Source organism: Helicobacter pylori (genome assembly GCF_006440215.1).
Lineage (GTDB): Bacteria > Campylobacterota > Campylobacteria > Campylobacterales > Helicobacteraceae > Helicobacter > Helicobacter pylori_CS.
Window position 1 is genome coordinate 260,992 of record NZ_VEZH01000001.1, and the last position, 18,799, is coordinate 279,790.

18 protein-coding genes and 1 tRNA gene are annotated in these 18,799 nt (G+C 38.8%); 6 read left to right on the forward strand and 13 right to left on the reverse strand.

Annotation, left to right across the window (positions count from 1 at the left end):
- Window positions 1-16: 16 nt before the first annotated feature.
- The 9 genes from FIM44_RS08535 to fabD form a co-directional block, all read right to left on the reverse strand.
- The gene (locus FIM44_RS08535; protein ID WP_140484323.1) at window positions 17-202 is read right to left on the reverse strand and encodes a hypothetical protein; all 186 of its coding nucleotides are present in this window, start codon (window positions 200-202) and stop codon (window positions 17-19) included.
- Window positions 156-545 (reverse strand): 30S ribosomal protein S9, encoded by a 390-nt coding sequence (rpsI, locus tag FIM44_RS01290; RefSeq protein WP_001227262.1) that lies wholly within the window; start codon window positions 543-545, stop codon window positions 156-158. The genes FIM44_RS08535 and rpsI overlap by 47 nt, the downstream gene beginning before the upstream one ends.
- The gene (gene rplM, locus FIM44_RS01295; RefSeq protein ID WP_000167675.1) at window positions 542-967 is read right to left on the reverse strand and encodes a 50S ribosomal protein L13; all 426 of its coding nucleotides are present in this window, start codon (window positions 965-967) and stop codon (window positions 542-544) included. The genes rpsI and rplM overlap by 4 nt, the downstream gene beginning before the upstream one ends.
- A gap of 290 nt (window positions 968-1,257) precedes the next feature.
- Window positions 1,258-1,446, reverse strand: a complete 189-nt coding sequence (locus tag FIM44_RS01300; protein WP_001132409.1) for a DUF5408 family protein — start codon at window positions 1,444-1,446, stop codon at window positions 1,258-1,260.
- 7 nt (window positions 1,447-1,453) lie between these two features.
- Window positions 1,454-2,806 (reverse strand): FAD-dependent oxidoreductase, encoded by a 1,353-nt coding sequence (locus tag FIM44_RS01305; RefSeq protein ID WP_140578680.1) that lies wholly within the window; start codon window positions 2,804-2,806, stop codon window positions 1,454-1,456.
- Window positions 2,807-2,859: 53 nt separating this feature from the next.
- Window positions 2,860-4,224, reverse strand: a complete 1,365-nt coding sequence (locus FIM44_RS01310; protein ID WP_140578682.1) for a C40 family peptidase — start codon at window positions 4,222-4,224, stop codon at window positions 2,860-2,862.
- 19 nt (window positions 4,225-4,243) lie between these two features.
- The gene (gene rpoD, locus FIM44_RS01315; RefSeq protein ID WP_194148667.1) at window positions 4,244-6,301 is read right to left on the reverse strand and encodes an RNA polymerase sigma factor RpoD; all 2,058 of its coding nucleotides are present in this window, start codon (window positions 6,299-6,301) and stop codon (window positions 4,244-4,246) included.
- Window positions 6,302-6,466: 165 nt separating this feature from the next.
- Entirely contained in the window at window positions 6,467-7,162 is a 696-nt protein-coding gene (locus FIM44_RS01320; protein ID WP_050851727.1) for a 5'-methylthioadenosine/adenosylhomocysteine nucleosidase, read from the reverse strand.
- A gap of 10 nt (window positions 7,163-7,172) precedes the next feature.
- Complete coding sequence (gene fabD, locus FIM44_RS01325; RefSeq protein WP_121048260.1) at window positions 7,173-8,102, reverse strand: ACP S-malonyltransferase; 930 nt, start codon at window positions 8,100-8,102, stop codon at window positions 7,173-7,175.
- Window positions 8,103-8,231: 129 nt separating this feature from the next.
- On the opposite strand from fabD, the gene FIM44_RS01330 reads away from it, so the two are divergent.
- From FIM44_RS01330 to FIM44_RS01340, 3 genes are all read left to right on the forward strand, one after another.
- Window positions 8,232-8,323 (forward strand) — tRNA-Ser (locus tag FIM44_RS01330).
- A gap of 203 nt (window positions 8,324-8,526) precedes the next feature.
- The gene (locus tag FIM44_RS01335; protein ID WP_140578686.1) at window positions 8,527-9,360 is read left to right on the forward strand and encodes a type II restriction endonuclease; all 834 of its coding nucleotides are present in this window, start codon (window positions 8,527-8,529) and stop codon (window positions 9,358-9,360) included.
- Window positions 9,354-10,187 (forward strand): DNA-methyltransferase, encoded by an 834-nt coding sequence (locus FIM44_RS01340; RefSeq protein ID WP_140578687.1) that lies wholly within the window; start codon window positions 9,354-9,356, stop codon window positions 10,185-10,187. The genes FIM44_RS01335 and FIM44_RS01340 overlap by 7 nt, the downstream gene beginning before the upstream one ends.
- 19 nt (window positions 10,188-10,206) lie before the next feature.
- Here the strand turns inward: FIM44_RS01340 and FIM44_RS01345 are convergent, their stop codons facing one another.
- Window positions 10,207-11,100: an alpha-1,2-fucosyltransferase gene (locus FIM44_RS01345; RefSeq protein ID WP_140578690.1), complete on the reverse strand. Its 894-nt coding sequence runs from the start codon at window positions 11,098-11,100 to the stop codon at window positions 10,207-10,209.
- Window positions 11,101-11,198: 98 nt separating this feature from the next.
- Window positions 11,199-11,729: a hypothetical protein gene (locus FIM44_RS01350; protein ID WP_140578692.1), complete on the reverse strand. Its 531-nt coding sequence runs from the start codon at window positions 11,727-11,729 to the stop codon at window positions 11,199-11,201.
- Window positions 11,730-11,800: 71 nt separating this feature from the next.
- Here FIM44_RS01350 and FIM44_RS01355 point away from each other — a divergent pair, with 71 nt between their 5' ends.
- The gene (locus FIM44_RS01355; RefSeq protein ID WP_140578694.1) at window positions 11,801-12,745 is read left to right on the forward strand and encodes a D-2-hydroxyacid dehydrogenase; all 945 of its coding nucleotides are present in this window, start codon (window positions 11,801-11,803) and stop codon (window positions 12,743-12,745) included.
- Window positions 12,746-13,085: 340 nt separating this feature from the next.
- Here the strand turns inward: FIM44_RS01355 and FIM44_RS01360 are convergent, their stop codons facing one another.
- Complete coding sequence (locus FIM44_RS01360; RefSeq protein WP_140578696.1) at window positions 13,086-13,796, reverse strand: hypothetical protein; 711 nt, start codon at window positions 13,794-13,796, stop codon at window positions 13,086-13,088.
- 106 nt (window positions 13,797-13,902) lie between these two features.
- Entirely contained in the window at window positions 13,903-15,363 is a 1,461-nt protein-coding gene (gene thrC / locus FIM44_RS01365; RefSeq protein WP_140578698.1) for a threonine synthase, read from the reverse strand.
- Between the two features lie 195 nt (window positions 15,364-15,558).
- On the opposite strand from thrC, the gene tlpA reads away from it, so the two are divergent.
- Both tlpA and FIM44_RS01375 read left to right on the forward strand, forming a co-directional pair.
- Window positions 15,559-17,586, forward strand: a complete 2,028-nt coding sequence (gene tlpA, locus FIM44_RS01370; protein ID WP_140578700.1) for a methyl-accepting chemotaxis protein TlpA — start codon at window positions 15,559-15,561, stop codon at window positions 17,584-17,586.
- The gene (locus FIM44_RS01375) at window positions 17,586-18,692 is read left to right on the forward strand and encodes an epoxyqueuosine reductase QueH (protein ID WP_140578702.1); all 1,107 of its coding nucleotides are present in this window, start codon (window positions 17,586-17,588) and stop codon (window positions 18,690-18,692) included. Before tlpA ends, FIM44_RS01375 begins: the two co-directional genes overlap by 1 nt.
- Window positions 18,693-18,799 lie beyond the last annotated feature (107 nt).

Below are 18,799 nucleotides of genomic sequence, written 5' to 3' on the forward strand. Positions count from 1 at the left end.
TGATAGAGAACGATTATTATACATTATTTTGAAATTTTAATAAAACAAGAGAGAAAAAAAGCAGAAAATAAAAATAAAAGAGAGCCAAAGCTTTCCAAAGCTCCCCCCAAAGGAGAGGCAAAAAGAAATAAAGGAGAGGCAAAAAGAAATAAAAATTACCTTTTGGAGAATTGCGGGCTTCTTCTGGCCTTTCTTTTACCATATTTTTTGCGTTCAACCACCCTTGAATCCCTAGTGAGCAATCCTTTAGGTTTTAAAATGGCTCTAAAAGCAATATCATAAGCGTTCAAAGCTTTAGAAATGCCATGCCTTAAGGCTTCCGCTTGCGCTGAGTAGCCCCCACCAAAAACCACCGCTTTAATATCCACAGACTGCTCTTGTTTGGTTAAAAGCAAGGGTTGCATGACTTTCATTTTAATGGCTTCATGCCCGCCTAACCATTGATTCAGGCTTTGCTCATTGATATTCAATTCGCCTTTACCCGGAGTGAGCCACACTTTAGCGATAGCGGTTTTTCTTTTACCGGTAGCATAGATTTTTCTCATTTAGCGTCCTTTTTGCTAGTTTGTGCGGTGTGAGGGTGCTTATCATCACGATAAACTTTGAGTTTTTTAATCATCGCTTTCCCTAATTTCGTTTTAGGGAGCATGCCCCTAACGGCTAAGTGGTAGAGCTTTTCAGGGGTTTTTTCTAGCATTTCTTGGAGAGTCTTGCTCTTAGTGCTGCCAAAATAGCCTGAATGGGTAAAATACTCTTTATCCTCTAATTTCATGCCTGAAAATTTAACCTTATTAGCGTTGATAACCACCACAAAATCCCCACAATCCACATTAGGGGTGTAAAAAGGGCGGTGTTTGCCTCTTAAAAGCACAGCGATTTCAGTGATCAAGCGGCCAAAAACTTTGTCTTTAGCGTCTAAAACGACCCAATCACGAACGATGTCATTGACTTTAGCGGTCTTTGTCATAAGAATCCTTTGATAAAATTAAAGCACCCATTATAAGGAAATAAGCTTAAATATTGCTGAATTTAAGGAAAGTTTAAAGTTTGAAGATAGGGTTTTTTAAAAAATTTGTTTTATTGCTTTTGATTTTATTGTAAAACTCATTTTCTTAAAGGGATAGGAGGGTATTTTGAATAACCTCCCCTACAACCCCAAATTTAAAAACCCCCTAACCCAAAAAGACCGCTTAAAAAATTACCGCTTGATTAAAAACCAAGCTTTTTACTATTTGATCGTAAAAATACAAAAAGCCTTTATTTTCGCTCCTGATTAAGCCTTTCTTCTATCTTTTTGATTTGTTGGCTCATTTGAGCGCTCGCGTTGATTTGATTGATGAGCATGTAAAGGTTTATCATCATCAAAAGCACCACCACAAGCCCTAAAAAAAACACGATTTTAACAGCTTTTTTAGCGATTTCTCGGGCTTCTTGTTCGTTGGGCATGCGTTTTTTAATTTTCCAATTCTTCTGGGGATAAATCTTTATAAAAGCGTTCTAATTCAAAGCTCTCGCCCAAATACGCAGCGATTTCTTGGGAATCCACAAGGGCGTTTTGCAAGCAACTCGTCGCGCCTGGAGAGGGGGTCATGTTGAAAGTGATGCCTTTATGGGTGCAAATCTTTTTTTCTCCTAATTCCAGCTTTCGCTTGGTTCTGTCTAAAACTTGCGGGCGCACTTCGCCAAAACCATGAGCGTATTCTAAATCTTCTAGGCTAAGAGAGGGGATGATTTTTTGAGCGTCTTTTAAAAATTTCCTTTTACCGATAATAGGCAATTCAAAAACCATGTTTTTAAACACATAATTACGGATTTCTTTATCGCTCATCAAATCAAACGCAATTTTAAACACATCTTTATTCAAATCCATTTTCAACAATTCCAAACTAATGCCCTTAAGCCAGCATTTGTTGCGTTCTAATTTAGGCATCGTTAAAGCAGTAGGCCCGATCCGTGTTTTTCCTTTAATGACGGCATCAGGGTCGCCATGCACGGCTGCAAAAGGGAGTTTGGGGTTTTGAACGGTATAAACCTTACCCCTTAATAAATCCGGCACAAAATAAAAACTGCCCGCCACAGGCAAGCACCCTAAATCCAAGCCATAACCCATGCTCTGAGCCAAAGGCAAAGCGTAAGAGCCGGCATTGACCAGCACGAATTTAGCATACACTTCTTCAGCGTCTTCTGAAATTACGGCGTAAGTGTCGTTGCGTTTTTCAATCTTTTTCACTTTGAAATTCAAAAACACCTGGTTGTTAGGCTTTAACTTTAGGGCTTCTTCAACGAAGTTTTCACTCAACTTCGCAAAATTCATGGTGCTCCAATCCTTCCTATACCCATGCCCGATAATGTTTTCATGCCTATCTATGCCATTAGCCCCTAAAATCACATTAGGCTCTAATTCTTTAATCTTTTGTTTGTCAAATTCTTCTAACCCCACAAAGATTTCTTTGAAGGATTCGTAGCGTTTTTTCATGAACTCGCATTCTTCATCGCCCACGCCTATAGCCATTTTTTGGGTTTCAAAAATCACTTCATTTTGCAAGCCTTTATTGAGCGCGTATTGCCTGGTTTTATAAGCGCTCAAACGCACTTTTTTAGCTTTTTCGGGAGTGTAATTCGTTTCAATAGAGCCATCATGAATGGTTTGAGAATTAGCTTTAGTGCTGGAGCTGATTTGAGCTAATTTAGAGCATTTTTCCACGATAGCCACGCGCTTTAAGGAGCTGTATTCGCTTAAAGTATAAAAAGTCGCGCACCCTGAAACCCCACCTCCAATAATAACAGCATCAAATTCCATACTCATTGTCTTTCTCCAAATGTTTTAAATTAATGAATCGTAATCATAATATAAGAAAATCAATTCGCATTCAAAGGGCTTGAAGTTTTATTGACGAAATCTTTCAAATCGCTCATTCCAAGCACCCTATCAATCAATAATTTCTTTTTAGAAAACGCCCCATTATGCTCTTCTGCTAGCCATAATGAAGTGATCACCACGCCTCCTATTTTATGGCTCAAGGTTTTAAAATGCTTTTGGGTTTGCACCGACCAAATGCTGTGAGCGACTATCGCTTGATGGTTGTGTGCGCCTAAATAGAGCATGATATGCCCTTTTAAATAGATGAGCGTTCCAAAAGGCGTGGCGTTTTTAAGGATGTAGTCTTCTTTTTCTTTGGCTTTCATGGGGCTTAAATCCACATAATTGTTCGCGTAACGGCTTTGCGCGTAGGAATTTCTGGGGAGCAAAATACCAAAATTAGCGAAACTATCCCTAGTGAAAGCCGAGCAATCCCTGTTACCCAATAGCCCACCCCAGCCGTATTTTTGCCCTAGCATGGTGTCTATAAAATACGCCATGTTTTCGCTGTTAAAAGCCTTAGGGAAAACGAAAAAATCCTTTTCTTCTAAGATCACGCTTTGTAAAGTCGCATAGCCATTAGCGTCCCTCAAAAAACCATAGGCTTTTAATTCCTTTTTTGGGGGTTTTTGAGGTGTTTTTTGGCTTTGGGGGATGAGAGCGAACAATTCGCCCACCCTAGCACTGGTGTAAAAATCCCCATAGTCTGTATAAAGGGGGATTTTATCTTTTATGGGCATGACATAATCTTTAAGATGGGTTAAAAGCTCTATGTCTTTATCATGCATGTAGGCTAAATCGCTGACTTTGATCCAGCCATAAACAAAACTGCTTTGAATGTGAGCGTAAGTTTTATCCGTATTGAAATGCGTGATTAAAACCGGCGTGCCTTGAAAAATCAGCGAATTTTGATACCTGTCAAAAGGGTAGCCTTTTGGAGAAAGATAAAAAGGTTTGTTAGTAGGCACAGCCCTAACATCGCTATCTCGCGCTACAACAGCCTTAATCTTAGCGCTCGGGTAATGCTCAATATCCATGCTTTTAATAAGCTCATCATTGAAAGCTTTTGCGTTGGGTTTTAGATCTTCGCCATAACCGGTGGATTTATTCATCTCCTTAAGGATCCAAAACACTTCTTTTTTATTGCTTTTGACTTTCGCATCTAGCCATGGGGAATACCACGCTTTGAGATAGCTCTCTTTTAATTTTTCTCTTAACGCTTGGGGGTCAATATTGTTACTGCCATTTTGAGGGCTTGCAAGATAGCTTGAAGCCTCTTGGGGCAAGGATAAATCTTTGAGCGTGAAATCCTTTTTCATGCAACCCACAAACAAAAACAAGAAAACTACAAGAAAATAACGCATGCTTTAGAGAACCTCAATGTCAAATGCGCAAATAGTTTCTCAAAATGCGCCCGTATTGCGGACTTCTCAATTTTTTGATCGCAGAGCTTTCAATCTGGCGCACCCTTTCTCTAGTAACATTCAATTCCTTGCCGATTTCTTCTAAAGTTCGATCGCTTTCATCGTCTAAAAGCCCAAAACGCATGCGGATCACCGCTTTTTCTCGCTCATTCAACTGATCCAAAACGCTTTCAATTTGGGCTTTTAAATCTTCTCGCATGATGTGATCAATGGAGCTAACGATATTTTTATCTTCCACGAAATCCCCAAATTTGCCGTCATCATCATTGCCGACTGGGGTTTCCAAACTGATAGGCTCTTTAGTAACCTTAATCACATTCTTCACTTTATCTAACGAAAGCCCCACTTCTTCAGCCACCACTTCTAAATCAGGCTCTTTGCCGGTTTCTTGAATGTGTTTGCGCATGACTTTATTGATGCGATTAATCGTGTCAATCATGTGAATGGGGATGCGGATAGTGCGGGCTTGATCGGCTATGGCTCTGCTGATAGCTTGCTTGATCCACCAGGTCGCATAGGTAGAAAACTTGAAGCCCTTTTCATGCTCAAACTTATCCACTGCTTTCATCAAGCCGATATTGCCCTCTTGAATCAAATCCAAGAAGGGTAAGCCTCTACTTGTGAATCGTTTAGCGATGCTCACCACCAACCTTAAATTGGATTTAGCCATTTTGTTTTTAGCGCGATCGGAAATCAATTTCCCTCTTTTGATTTGCTCTAAAATTTCTTTCAGCTTGTTAGGGGCTAAATCAAAATCCTCTTCGCTCGCTTCTTTAGTCAAAAAAAGCTTTTTGAGATCCATATACACGCTCACCATAGTCGCTTCTGGCACTTGAGCGATAATATCCTCTTTAGTCATGTTAGTGATATTGGTAAGGATTTTTTTATGGTTAGCGATCAGAGTGTCATTGAATAAGGGCAGTTTGTATTCCAAGCGTTTCAACTCTTTTTCAAAACCATCGCCGCTTTTTAAAGTGGTTTCCATCGTTTTGACTAATTCATTAATCAGTTTGCTGGTAGGCTCTAAGTCATAGAGTCTGTCTTTGAGCGTTTGGCGTTTGTAAGCTAGGGTTAATAAACGCACTAGCTCATCTTCTTTTTCATCTATGGGGGCTTCAAGGGCTTTGAGCCATTCTTTTTTGGCCTTATCTAGGGCTTTAAAGCTTTCTTGAACCTTTTCTACACGCTTCTTGTCTTTTTCAGAAACGACTTTTTTCCTTTCTTCGTTTTCTTCATCTTCTTCGCTGTCATCATCTTTTTTAGAATCGCTCACGCTATTTTCATCGTCATCATCAAAGCTCCTAAAAAGCTCCTTAACCCTTCTTTCACGATTGATTAAAGCGTCTTTATACGCATAGATAAAATCAATCAAATACGGCACCGAGCAAATCGCGTCTAAAATAATGTCTTCGCCCAAGCGGATTTGCTTGCTCAATTCAATCTCTTCATCTTTGCTTAAAAGTTTTATATCCCCCATCTCGCGCAAATACATGCGCACCGGGCTATCGCTTCTGCTCCACTCTAAAAAATCCTTTTCTTTCAAAAAGTCATAGCCATCTTCTAATTCTTCATCTAAAACTTTTTGCTTTTCTTCGGTGTTTTTAATCTTGTCAATCGCATTGAGTTTTTTAGCGTATTCTGAAGAGCTGACCAATTTCTTTTGGTATTTTTGGCGCAATTCTTTGATTTTTTTGATTTGGGCCAGAGTGGGGACTTTCGCACTGATTTGAATGATGGACTCATAAGAAACGCAATCGCTTAAGGAATTAGCGAACAATTCTTCTAACGCTTCATTAAAACTAAGCTTTTTAACAGGAACCGGTTCTTTCGCTTTAATTTCTTTGAATTTGCTTTCTTTGGTTTTAGTTTCTTTAATTTTGCTCTCTTTGGCTTTATTGTTTTCCTTAGTTTTATTTTCTTGTGCGACTTCTTGTGTGGCTTCTGTTTTGGCTTTTTTTGGGGCTTTTTCTTCGTTAGCTTTCTTTTTCATTGGACACTCCATAAAATAAGAACCCATGCTTTCAATCAAAAGCTAGGTCTATAAGATAAGATAAACCTAATCCTTTGTTATTTTACTAAAAAATAGCTTAAATTCTAATTATAAAATGAGTTTAAAATAAAATTTAAAAACCCCATTTTTTAAAAATAGGGTTTTAATGGTTTGCGCTTGGTAAAAACAAACTTAAAGCTTATCCACCATGCTTTTTAAAAATTTCGCTGAAGTTTGAGCGCTTTTTTCTAAAAACGCATCAAAGCTCATGTTAGCTTCCTCATCAGCGTTATCGCTAATGCTCCTTAGCACGCAGCATGGCACGCCAAATTTTTGGCACACAAACGCCACGCTTGCCCCCTCCATTTCCACCGCGCTCGCCTTAAACTCGCTAACTAAAAACTCTTTCCTTTCTTTGCTATGCACAAACTGATCGCCTGATGCGATGACGCCTTCTTTGAGCGCGATATGTTGCTCATTAGCGACCTTTTTAGCCAAAGCGTTTAAACTTTCGCTCGTTTCAATAAAAATCGCACTTTCTGGGATGAACCCTAAAGGGTGGTTAAACGCGCTCAAATCCACATCATGCTGGACTAATTGAACAGCCACTAACAAATCATTGATTTTTAAGTCTTTAATCAAGCTTCCAGCCACCCCACTAAAAAGCACCTTTTGAACGCCAAACGCTAAAATCATGCTCGTTGTGGTTAAAGTGGAATGCACCTTGCCAATCTTGCTATAAGCGACAATGATTTCCTTGTTATGATAAACGCCTTTATGGAAAACATTCCCCCCTAAAGGGATCTCTTCAAAATCCACGCCAAACAATTCTAAAATAGGGGTTATTTCTTCTCTCATCGCTCCTAAAATGCCAATTTTTTGCACCATTTTCTCCCAATCACACGTATTCTTCTAAAAATTCAATCGCTTCATCAAGTCCTTTATTATCCCCCACGCTTATGGTGGGCTTGTTGCTCAATCGCTTGTTAAGCCCCTTTAACACACTCCCACAGCCTAATTCAAAAAAGACATCCACTCGGTCATTATTGGATTTCACGCAGTCTTGATAACGCACCGGCTGAGTGAGTTGCAAGCTCAATAATTCAACGGCTTTTGCTTTGTTATGATACGCTTCGTTAGTCGCATTGGAGATGATTTCAAAATGGAATTTATCTTTTAAGCTTTTTTCTAGCAATTCCTGGAATTTAAAAGTCATAGGCTCTAAAAAAGGGCAATGACTCGCCACGCTCATTTCTAAAAAAACCACCCTTTTAGCCCCCATTTCCTTTAAAGTCGGCTCTAGGGCTTTCAAATCGTCTTTAATCCCGGCTAAAACCACTTGCATGCCGCCATTGAAATTCGCGCACCACACATTTTTGGTCCTTTGACACAAACTCAAAAGACTCTCTTCAGAAACGCCCAAAACGACCATCATGGAAGCGTCTTTATTCGCGCACGCTTCTTGCATCATTTTGCCTCTTTGGTGCGTGAGTTTAAGGGCTTTTTCAAAATCTAGCGCCCCGCTCAAAGACACCGCGCTCACTTCGCCGAGCGAATGCCCTAAAGCAAAAACGGGTTTTAACCCCCCATTTACTTGCTTGTTGAGCAATTGGTAAGCGGTATAGCTCACTAAATAAATGGCAGGCTGGGTGTAAGCGCTCTCTTTTAAAAGCTCGTTTTCTTCAAAAAGCGTTTTTTTCATATCCACTTTAAGCGCGTTAGAAGCCCTTTCAAACAATTCTTTAGCTAGGGTGTGGCTCTCATAGAATGACTTTCCCATTCCTATACATTGTGAGCCTTGCCCTGGAAATAATAACGCGTATTGCATGGTGTTATCCTTTAAATTTTATTAATCCATAGTTTAAGATTGTAATATAAAAGCCCTTAGTTTTGTTTAGAAACCATTAAAGTTTAAGGTTTATTTTAACTTATTTTTACTATAATTCTACTTTTTAAAGGACAGGTGGGTGAGTTGGCTGAAACCACATCCCTGCTAAGGATGCGTAGCCGTCAAGGTTACCGAGGGTTCGAATCCCTCCCTGTCCGCCAGCCTTTTTGCCTTTAAAAACTTTTTGTTTAGAATGTATTAACGAGACACCATAGTTTCTAAGCATTCCTTTTACGACACTCCTTTTACAGATTTTACAAATACAATTTTAGGTTGGGTGAAGAGAGACACCCAGCCTAAACCCTATAAGGGTTGTAAAGTGCAAAAATATATAATTAAAGAAAAACATTAAAACGGAGCAAAAATGAAAAACCATCTGCCTTTTGATATTTTTTTGCAGAGTCTTAAGACAAGCAATAGGAATTTAGGCTTTTTCACCGATTGGCAAAAGTGCCTCAAAAATAAAAATGAAATAAGCATCGCTTTAAATCATTTGAATTTTTTGTTGGGGAAATGCACACAAGAACTTAAAAGTTGCGTTAAGAGTCTCTTTGAAGAATACCCCAAAGCTTTTAATGTTTTAAATATTCTCATTGCTGTGAGGAATAAAGATGAGGTAGTGCTTGATGCTGATGGCAATTTTTACCCCCTACATTCTTATCTTGAAAATGATGAAAAGGTTTATCAATTCATCTGTCAAACGGGGTTGGAGCAAATTTTTTGTAACAGAAATATTAAAGATTTAAATGATTTTGTTTTTGGTATAGAAGTGGGACTTGATAGTAATGCGAGAAAAAATCGCAGCGGAAAGGCTATGGAAAATCATCTTAGCGGTCTTTTTTTTCAAGCTCAATTAAATTTTAAAGAACAAGTGGATATTAGAGAATTTGAGGATTTATGCCAAGCTTTTGGAGATGATGTTAAAAAATTTGATTTTGTTGTTTATGGTAAAGATAAAACTTATTTTATAGAAGCTAATTTTTATACCATTAGTGGGAGTAAGCTTAATGAAGTCTCAAGATCCTATCAAGACTTAGCTTTAAAATTTGAAGCATTCCCCAATTACGAATTTATTTGGATAACCGATGGCATAGGTTGGCTGGACGCTAAAAGCAAACTCCAAGAAGCTTACAAATCTGTAGAAATCTACAATTTGAGCAATGTAAATGGTTTTATATCAAAGGCACAAAAATGGTAATCGCGCATTCTAATGAAATCGCACGCCCCATTTTTAAAAGCCAAGACCAGCTTTTCACTCTTTATCAAGGGGATTGCAATGAGATTTTGCCCCAATTTGAAAATCAGTTTGATTTGATTTTTGCCGATCCGCCTTATTTCCTTTCTAATGACGGCTTAAGCATACAGAGCGGTAAAATCGTGAGCGTCAATAAGGGCGATTGGGATAAAGAAGAGAGCGTTAATGATATTGATGCGTTTAATTACCAGTGGATAAACAACGCCAAAAAGGCTTTAAAAAACACAGGAAGCCTTTTAATCAGTGGGACTTACCACAATCTTTTTTCTTTGGGGCGTATTTTACAAAAATTGGATTTTAAGATTTTAAACCTCATCACCTGGCAAAAAACCAACCCTCCCCCCAATTTCAGCTGCCGTTATTTGACGCATTCAGCTGAGCAAATCATTTGGGCGAGAAAAAGCCACAAACATAAGCATGTTTTTAACTATGAGGTTTTAAAAAAGATCAATAAGGATAAACAAATGCGCGATGTGTGGAGCTTCCCAGCGATCGCTCCTTGGGAAAAAGTTAATGGCAAGCACCCCACTCAAAAACCCCTCGCTTTATTAGTGCGCCTACTTTTAATGGCGAGCGGTGAAAATTCCCTCATTGGCGATCCTTTTAGCGGAAGCTCTACCACAGGCATTGCGGCTAATCTTTTGAAAAGGCAATTTATCGGCATAGAAAAAGAAAGCGGATTTATCAAAATATCCATGAACAGAAAATTAGAATTAGACGCTCGCTATCAAGAAATCCGATCTAAAATCAAAGATTTGAATTTCCAATAAGCCCCTTTTTTAAGCCGCTTTAAGCATTATACTTTTGGGATTTTACCTCAAAATGGGATTCTATTTTCACCCATTCTTTACAAAGGATATTCTCATGCCCAAAAAGCCAGTGTTTAGGGCCAATAATGATTTTTTCTGGATTGTTTATCAAATAAGCCGCCCACCAGCTATAAGTGCTATTAGCGATAATGCCATGCTTGCAAGATTGCATGAGCAGCATATCCCAATACGCCTCTTCTTCTTTATCCCTAGTGGTCATGTCTATAAAAGGGTAGCCCAGATCAAGGTTTTGCGTGAATTTTAAGTCTTCGCAAAACACAAAAAGCTCCATGTTTGGCACGCGCTTTGCCATATACTCAAGCGCCTTTTTTTGATAATCAATACCAAGCTGACAGCCAATCCCCACATAATCCCCTCTTCTTATATGCACAAACACGCTGTTTTTAGCGGCTAAAATCAAAGAAAGCTTGCGGTGGTATTCTTCCTCTTTTTTTTTATGATTTTCTGGGGGTGGGGGTAGAGTGAAGGTTTGCTTGATTAAAGGGGATATAGCGTCAAAATATCGTGGATCTTGGAAATAGCCAAAAAAATAAGTCAAGCGGCTTGGCTTTAGTAATTCAGGCTCGTATTCAAAAACGATTTCTTGACTCACCCTATCAAACCCCATGTATTGAAGTGCATCTCTTACTAGCTTGGGGAGGTGTTGCATTTTAGCTATAGCGATTTCTTTCGCGCTCGCATAGGGCAAATCAATAGGGAAAAGTTCTAATTGCATTTTCCTATTACTCCCATCAAAAAAAGTAATATCTAATAGCACAGGCGTATTAAGGTGTTTTTGCAAACTCTTAGCAAAAGCGTATTGAAACATTTGATTCCCAAGACCCCCGCAAATTTGCACCACCTTAAAAGCCATTCAATCCCTTTATTTGTCAAATAAAACGCTAATTCTAGCTCATTTTAAAGCCCTTTTTCAATAAAAGCCTAAAAGGTGGGGCAAGTAACGCTTTCAAATCATTTGAATTTTTTATTTGAAAAAGATGCGTATGAGGGTTCTAGCAAGCGTTCTTGGTATTCTAAAAGAATCCTGTCTTCGCTATTGAGCGAGTAGGCTTCATCGTATTTGCGCTTGATGATGCCCTTTAAAATGGTGTGCTGGACTTGGTATTTATCTTCTTCAAGCATTTCATCTACTAGTGCGTAAAGCTGGATGTCTTGAATGAGTAAATCTGAAATTTTAACGCTCTCTTTATCAAATAATTCTTCATTAGCGCAATATTCATTCACTAAAATAAGCACTCGGTTATACACATCAGAGGCGATTTTAGCGTTTAGGGTTCTATAAATGTAATCTTTGATTTTTTTGAGTTGCTCTTCTAAATCTTCACTGGCCTTGCTCGCTAAAGCCAGAATGCTTAAGATTTGAATCAGAGTCATCATTTTATGGCTTAAAGAGCGGGTGCGCCATTTAATGAGAAAGCGCATGAAATAAGACATTTTGATAGAAGGGCTACATGGGAGAGTGTTTTTCTTGGGTTTTGGCATGCTTAGTTTCTTTTAAAAAAGATTTTGTGGTTTAATTATATAATTTTAAAACCAATTCTAGGAGTAAAGAGATGAAAACATTCAAAAAAGGCGTGGTCTTAGACGCTAAAAGCGTGGGGTTAAAAGCACTAGAAGTTTTAAAAGAAGTGGCGAATTTTGATTTTTATGAGATCACTTCGCCTAATCAAGTGGTTGAGCGCTGCAAAGAGGCTGAGATTGTGGTGCTGAATAAAGTCGTTATCACTCAAGAAATTTTAAGCCAATTGCCTAAACTCAAACTCATTTGCATTACCGCTACAGGCACGGATAATGTGGATATAAAAAGCGCGAAAGCTTTAGGCATAGAAGTCAAAAATGTGAGCACTTATTCTACAGAATCCGTAGCCCAGCACACTTTAGCGTGCGCGTTGTCTTTGTTGGGGAGGATCAATGATTACGATCATTATTGCAAAAGTGGGGAATATAGTCAAAGCGATATTTTTACGCACATTAGCGGTATGAAAATGGGGCTTATTAAAGGGGGTCAATGGGGGGTTATTGGTTTAGGTGCAATCGGTAAAAGAGTCGCCAAACTCGCTCAAGCTTTTGGGGCAAAGGTGGTGTATTATTCCCCTAAAGAGAAAAAAGAAGAGTATGAGCGCTTGAATTTGAAAGATCTGCTCACAACAAGCGATATTATCAGCATTCATGCTCCCCTAAATGAAAGCACGCGCGATTTAATCGCTCTCAAAGAATTGCAAAGCCTAAAAGATGGGGCGATTTTAATCAATGTGGGGCGTGGGGGCATTGTGAATGAAAAGGATCTGGCTGAAATTTTAGAAACCAAAGATTTGTATTATGCGAGCGATGTGTTTGTGAAAGAGCCTTTTGAAAAAGATCATGCGTTTTTGAACCCAAAAATCCAAAATAAATTGCTTTTAACCCCCCATATCGCATGGGCGTATAGCGACAGCTTGAAAACCTTAGTAGAAAAAACCAAAGAAAATATCCAGGATTTTTTAGCTTCTCAAAAATAAACGCAAAAAAAAGGGGTTTAATTGTTGGGCTTTTCTCCCCGCTTTTCTCCGCTTTTGCCGTGAGAGTGCCCCTTTCTAAAAAAAAAGAGCTTCCTAACTAAAGCATTCCATTGAATGCTAACACGAAAGGCTCTTTAAAGTCTGCATGGATATTTCCTACCCTTCTCTTTTAGCTTTGAATACAGCCTAACAGCTATGCACTTACATCTTGCACCCTAAAGGACAGAGTTTTTCGCACTAGTGGGATAAAATCTAAACAATGGAGTAAGGTTTAATGGTTTTTAACCAAATTAAGAAAAAACCTTTAGGTGGATTGACCTAAAGGCTTTAAAGGGGATAGTTACATCTTAGAAATATCCATTTTAAAGGTGTGGATTTCATCTTCTAAAAAGACTTTAACCACCACCACGCCCGGGGTTTTAAGGTTTTTGGTATCCACTACCACAAACCCTCCTCTAGCCTTACCTTCAACATTAAGGGTGTTTTTCTTAAGGTAATTGATCGCTAGGATTTTTAAAGCTTGGCGGCTTTCTTGCATGATTTCTTGCTCTTCCACATCATCCACCATCATCATGCCAAAGCCTGGCCCATACAAGCCCATTCCCCCATACATCATGTCATAAGCTAAAAATCCCCCTTGCCCGTAATAAAACATAGGCGGGGTGATCATATTGACATTATCAATAGGGGCGGTCGGCACGCTGATATTAAAGCTTTGTAAAATGCCCTCAAAATCAAAACTGGATTTCATCACCTGTCTTAGGCTTAAGACCGGTAAATTCGTTTGGTTGATAGACACCGAAATGGCTTTACGGCTAAACGCCACAGGATTTCCCTCTAAAACTTGCGCCGCTACATACAGCACTAAAGGGGATTCGCTCAAGCCTTTTAATTTGCTTTGAGCGATTTCTAGCTGGACTTTAGATTTGGCTTGCGTGGAAGTCATCACTTGAATCCCATTATTATAGGATGTAACATGTTCAGGCGTGATCTTATAGCTCGCACAAGCACCCATTAGTAAGGCTATCGCTACTAAAACGATTCTTTTCATTCAAACTCCTTTCATTCAAAGTTTAATCTTCGTTTAGAATTCCCTTATTATAGTGTAGTTTGACTTAAAATTGGGATTTTATTAAAAACAAGAGCTTAAAAAAGATTTAATGTAGGCTTTCTAACCACAAAAGGATAGAAGATTTGATCTCATTGAGTTTTAAAACTTCTTGGTGTTTGATTCCTTTCTCAAATAAATCATCAAGGCGCTGGCTATCTAGGGTATTGTAGCTGTTTTTAAGCGTTTCTAGGGCGGTTTTGTCGTTATCGTTTTTCTTTTGCTCGTTTAGGGCTAAAAGGGTGGTTCTGGGGAATTTTTCATAAGAGGCGGTGGCGGAAACAAGGGTTTTTTCATGAGTTTTCAAGCTGGCGTTTAAAGCGGTGGCGGTGTGGGGGTCAATCAGGTATTGGTGCTCTGCATAAACTTCTTGGATTGTTTTCAAACAAGCTTCATCTGAGCAGCTCGCGCAAGAAAAATGCTCCTGTAAAAGGGCTAGTTCTTTAGGCTTTAATGCATAAAACTTCTCTTCTTCTAAAGCTTGCATCAATTCTAGCGTGCGTTCAAACCCAAAGAGATCAAAAAGCGCCCTTTCCACATTAGAGCTTTTTAAAATATCCATAGCCGGCGAGTAGGTTTGCTTTAAAGAACGATGGGTTAAATCGTAACGCCCTGTTTCTATAAACTCCCTTAAAACATCATTGCTGTTGGTTACAACCTTGATTTTAGCAATATTCAAGCCCATTTTTTTGGCATAAAACGCCCCTAAAGCGTTCCCAAAATTACCGCTAGGTATGGCTAGGGTGATTTTTTCTTTAGAATTGATCGCGCCTTTTTTATACAATTCTAAAAAGCCCCAAATATGATAGACGATTTGAAAAGCGATGCGCCCAAAATTTACGGAATTAGCCACGCTTAATTTCAATTGGCGCGCTTTTAAAGCGTCGTTAAAATCATCGTCTTTTAAAAGGTTTTTGAGCGCGTTTTGTGCATCATCAAAATCCCCACTCACCCCAAAGACCTTTAAATTGCTAGCGCTTTGGGTAACCATTTGGAGTTTTTGGACTAAACTCGTGCCGTCTTTGGGGTATAAACACACCACAAAAACATTAGGCATGCCCGCCAAACCTTCTAAAGTCGCAGGGCCGGTATCACCACTGGTAGAAACGAGCATTAAATACTTTTCATTTTTTCCTACCGCTAGATTAGAAAACAAGCTCGCTAAAGGCTGCAACGCCATGTCTTTAAACGCTAAACTAGGCCCATGGTAGAGCTCTTGGACAAAAAGCCTTTCATTGAGCGCAAAAATAGGGGCCGGGTTTTTAGGGTTATCAAAATTTTCATAGCGTTTTAAAGCGCTTGTTAATAAACCCTTAGGAATCTCTAATCCCAACCGCTCAAACACGCATTCTACTAGCTCGTTATAGCTCAGATTCAAACAATCTTGCCATTCTAATGTTTCAAAACGCTCTAAAGTGTAAAGCCCGCCTTTTGGGGCGTTAGGGTTTAATATTGCTTCAATAAAATCAATCTTTTTTTCTTTCAAAGAGCGCGTGGGGACAAAAGGCATTATTCTTCCTTACCATAATTTTTAGCCATAGCATACCCTAAAAGAGCGAATGCAACCTTAAAATGGTTTTTAATGAGAATGATTGATCGTCTTTTTAATCCAGTTTAATTTTGGATTTATGCTTATAAGACTATAATGCGGTTTAAAATTTTGTCGCAAATGGGCAAAAAATTTCATCATAGTTAAGGTTGTGTTTTGTCTAAAGGTTTGAGTATCGGTAATAAAATCATATTGTGGGTGGCGTTGATTGTGATCGTGTGCGTGAGCATTTTAGGGGTGTCCTTGAACAGCAGGGTGAAAGAGATTTTAAAAGAAAACACCTTGCGTTCTATGCAAGATAGTTTGCATTTTAAGGTTAAGGAAGTGCAAGGGGTTTTGGAAAACACCTATACGAGCATGGACATTGTCAAAGAAATGCTCCCTAAAGACACCAAAAGAGAAATCAAAATCCACTTGTTAAAAAACTTCATTTTAGCCAATTCGCATGTCGCTGGGGCGAGCGTGTTTTTTAAAGACAGAGAAGATTTAAGATTAACGCTTTTAAGGGATAACGATACGATTAAGCTAATAGAAAATCCGTCATTAGGGAATAACCCTTTAGCACAAAAAGTGATGAAGAATAAAGAAATTTCTAAAAGCTTGCCTTATTATAGGAAAATGCCTAATGGGGCGGAAGTTTATGGGGTTGATATTCTTTTACCTTTATTGAGTGAAACGCAAAATGAGGTTGTAGGGGCTTTGATGATTTTCTTTTCCATTGACAGCTTCAGTAATGAAATCACTAAAAACAGGAGCGATTTGTTTTTAATTGGCGTTAAAGGTAAGGTGCTTTTGAGCGCGAATAAGAGTTTGCAAGACCAATCTATCGCCGAAATTTATAAGAGCGTGCCTAAAGCCACCAACGAAGTGATGGCTATTTTAGAAAACGGCTCTAAAGCGACTTTAGAATACTTAGATCCCTTTAGCCATAAGGAAAATTTCTTAGCCGTTGAAACCTTTAGAATGCTAGGCAAAACAGAAAGTAAAGACAATCTTAATTGGATGATCGCTTTAATCATTGAAAAAGACAAGGTCTATGAGCAAGTAGGCTCGGTGCGTTTTGTGGTGATCGTGGCGAGCACTATCATGGTGTTAGCCTTGATTGTAGCGATCACTCTACTCATGCGAGCGATCGTGAGCAGTCGTTTGGAAGTCGTTTCTAGCACCTTGTCTCATTTCTTTAAATTATTGAACAATCAAGCCAATTCCAGCGATATTAAATTGATTGAAGCGAAAACTAATGACGAATTAGGGCGCATGCAAACAGCGATCAATAAAAATATCTTGCAAACCCAAAAGACCATGCAAGAAGACAAGCAAGCCGTCCAAGACACCATTAAAGTGGTTTCAGATGTGAAAAAAGGGAATTTTGCGGTGCGCATCACGGCTGAGCCCGCAAGCCCTGATTTGAAAGAATTGAGAGACGCGCTAAATGGGATCATGGATTATTTGCAAGAAAGCGTAGGGACTCACATGCCAAGCATTTTCAAAATCTTTGAAAGCTATTCTGGTTTGGATTTTAGAGGCCGGATCCAAAACGCTTCGGGTAGGGTGGAATTGGTTACTAACGCTTTAGGGCAAGAAATCCAAAAAATGCTAGAAACTTCGTCTAATTTTGCCAAAGATTTAGCCAACGATAGCGCGAATTTAAAAGAATGCGTGCAAAATTTAGAAAAGGCTTCAAACTCCCAACACAAAAGCTTGATGGAAACTTCTAAAACGATAGAAAATATCACCACTTCCATTCAAGGCGTGAGCTCTCAAAGTGAAGCCATGATTGAACAAGGCCAAGACATTAAAAGCATTGTAGAAATCATTAGAGATATTGCCGATCAAACCAATCTTTTAGCCCTAAACGCCGCTATTGAAGCCGCAAGAGCCGGCGAGCATGGCAGAGGCTTTGCGGTGGTGGCTGATGAAGTGAGGAAGCTCGCTGAAAGGACGCAAAAATCGCTCAGCGAAATTGAAGCCAATATTAATATTTTAGTTCAAAGCATTTCAGACACGAGCGAGAGCATTAAAAACCAGGTTAAAGAAGTAGAAGAAATCAACGCTTCTATTGAAGCCTTACGATCAGTTACTGAGGGCAATCTAAAAATCGCTAGCGATTCTTTAGAAATCAGTCAAGAAATTGACAAAGTTTCTAACGATATTTTAGAAGATGTGAATAAAAAGCAGTTTTAATGCTCATTCATATTTGCTGCTCAGTGGATAACCTCTATTTTTTAAAAAAGGCTAAAGAGGCTTTTGCGGGTGAAAAAATAATAGGGTTTTTTTATAACCCCAATATCCACCCTTATAGCGAATACTTGTTGCGTTTAGAAGATGTGAAACGCACTTGTGAGATGCTAGAAATTGAATTGCTTGAGGGCGATTATGAATTAGAAAAATTTTTAGATAAAGCTAAGGGTAAGGAATTGTTAGGGGAAAAAAGCGAACGCTGTTTTGAGTGCTTTGATTTACGCTTGGAAGCGAGCGCTCTAAAAGCCTTTGAATTAGGGGAAGAAAAATTCACCACCACCTTACTCACAAGCCCTAAAAAAGACCCTAACCAGCTCATCGCTAAGGGACAACACATCGCGCAAAGGCACAATTTGGAATTTGTTGTGTTTAGAAACGATAATTTTGAACATTTTAAGAGCGAGTTGGATTTAAACTTGCAGGCTTTGGCGAGAGAAAATGAGCTTTATCGGCAAAATTATTGCGGTTGCCAATTCGCTTTAAAAATCCAAAAAGAATCCCAAAACAGAAGCCCCTTTGAGCTTTACTCGCCTTTAAAACGCCAGATTTTACCCGCAAGCGTTGAAGAAAGAACGCAAGTTTTTAGAGGATTAGAAGCGGCTAAAAAGAATGGCAATAAGCCTTTTTTAGCCCAAAAAACGATCGCAACTTACCGCTTATTGAATGGGGGCGTGTGGCTTTCTAAAAATTCAAATCCCTTGAATTGTTATATTCTAGCGCGCTCTAAAAGTAAGGCTAAAGTAAGGATTAATGATTTAAGGTGGGTTTTTTCCCAGCGTTTAAGCGCGCTAGTGGGTTATAGCCAAAGAGATGAAACCTTGTTTTTAACTTTAGAAAGCCTTAACACTCTTATGGCGAAAAACTATGATAATTTAAAAGAGTTAAACCTTAACCCCTTAAATTATGAAGAAGAGTTGTCTTTAAGGGCGTTAGTGAGCGGGAGCGAGAGTATTAACCCTATTATCGTGCTAGAAGAACGCATAGAAAAAACCCTTTTTGTGGAAATTAAAGGCATTTTTCAAGAAGAAAAGGTGTTTTATTTGCTCTAAGCCAAACTTTAATTGAGCGATAAATTCTTAAAAAAGCGGTCGTGTTGGGGGGGTTATAGTAAAAACATACAAGTAATTTAAAATCAATTTAAGATAATTAGGCACAA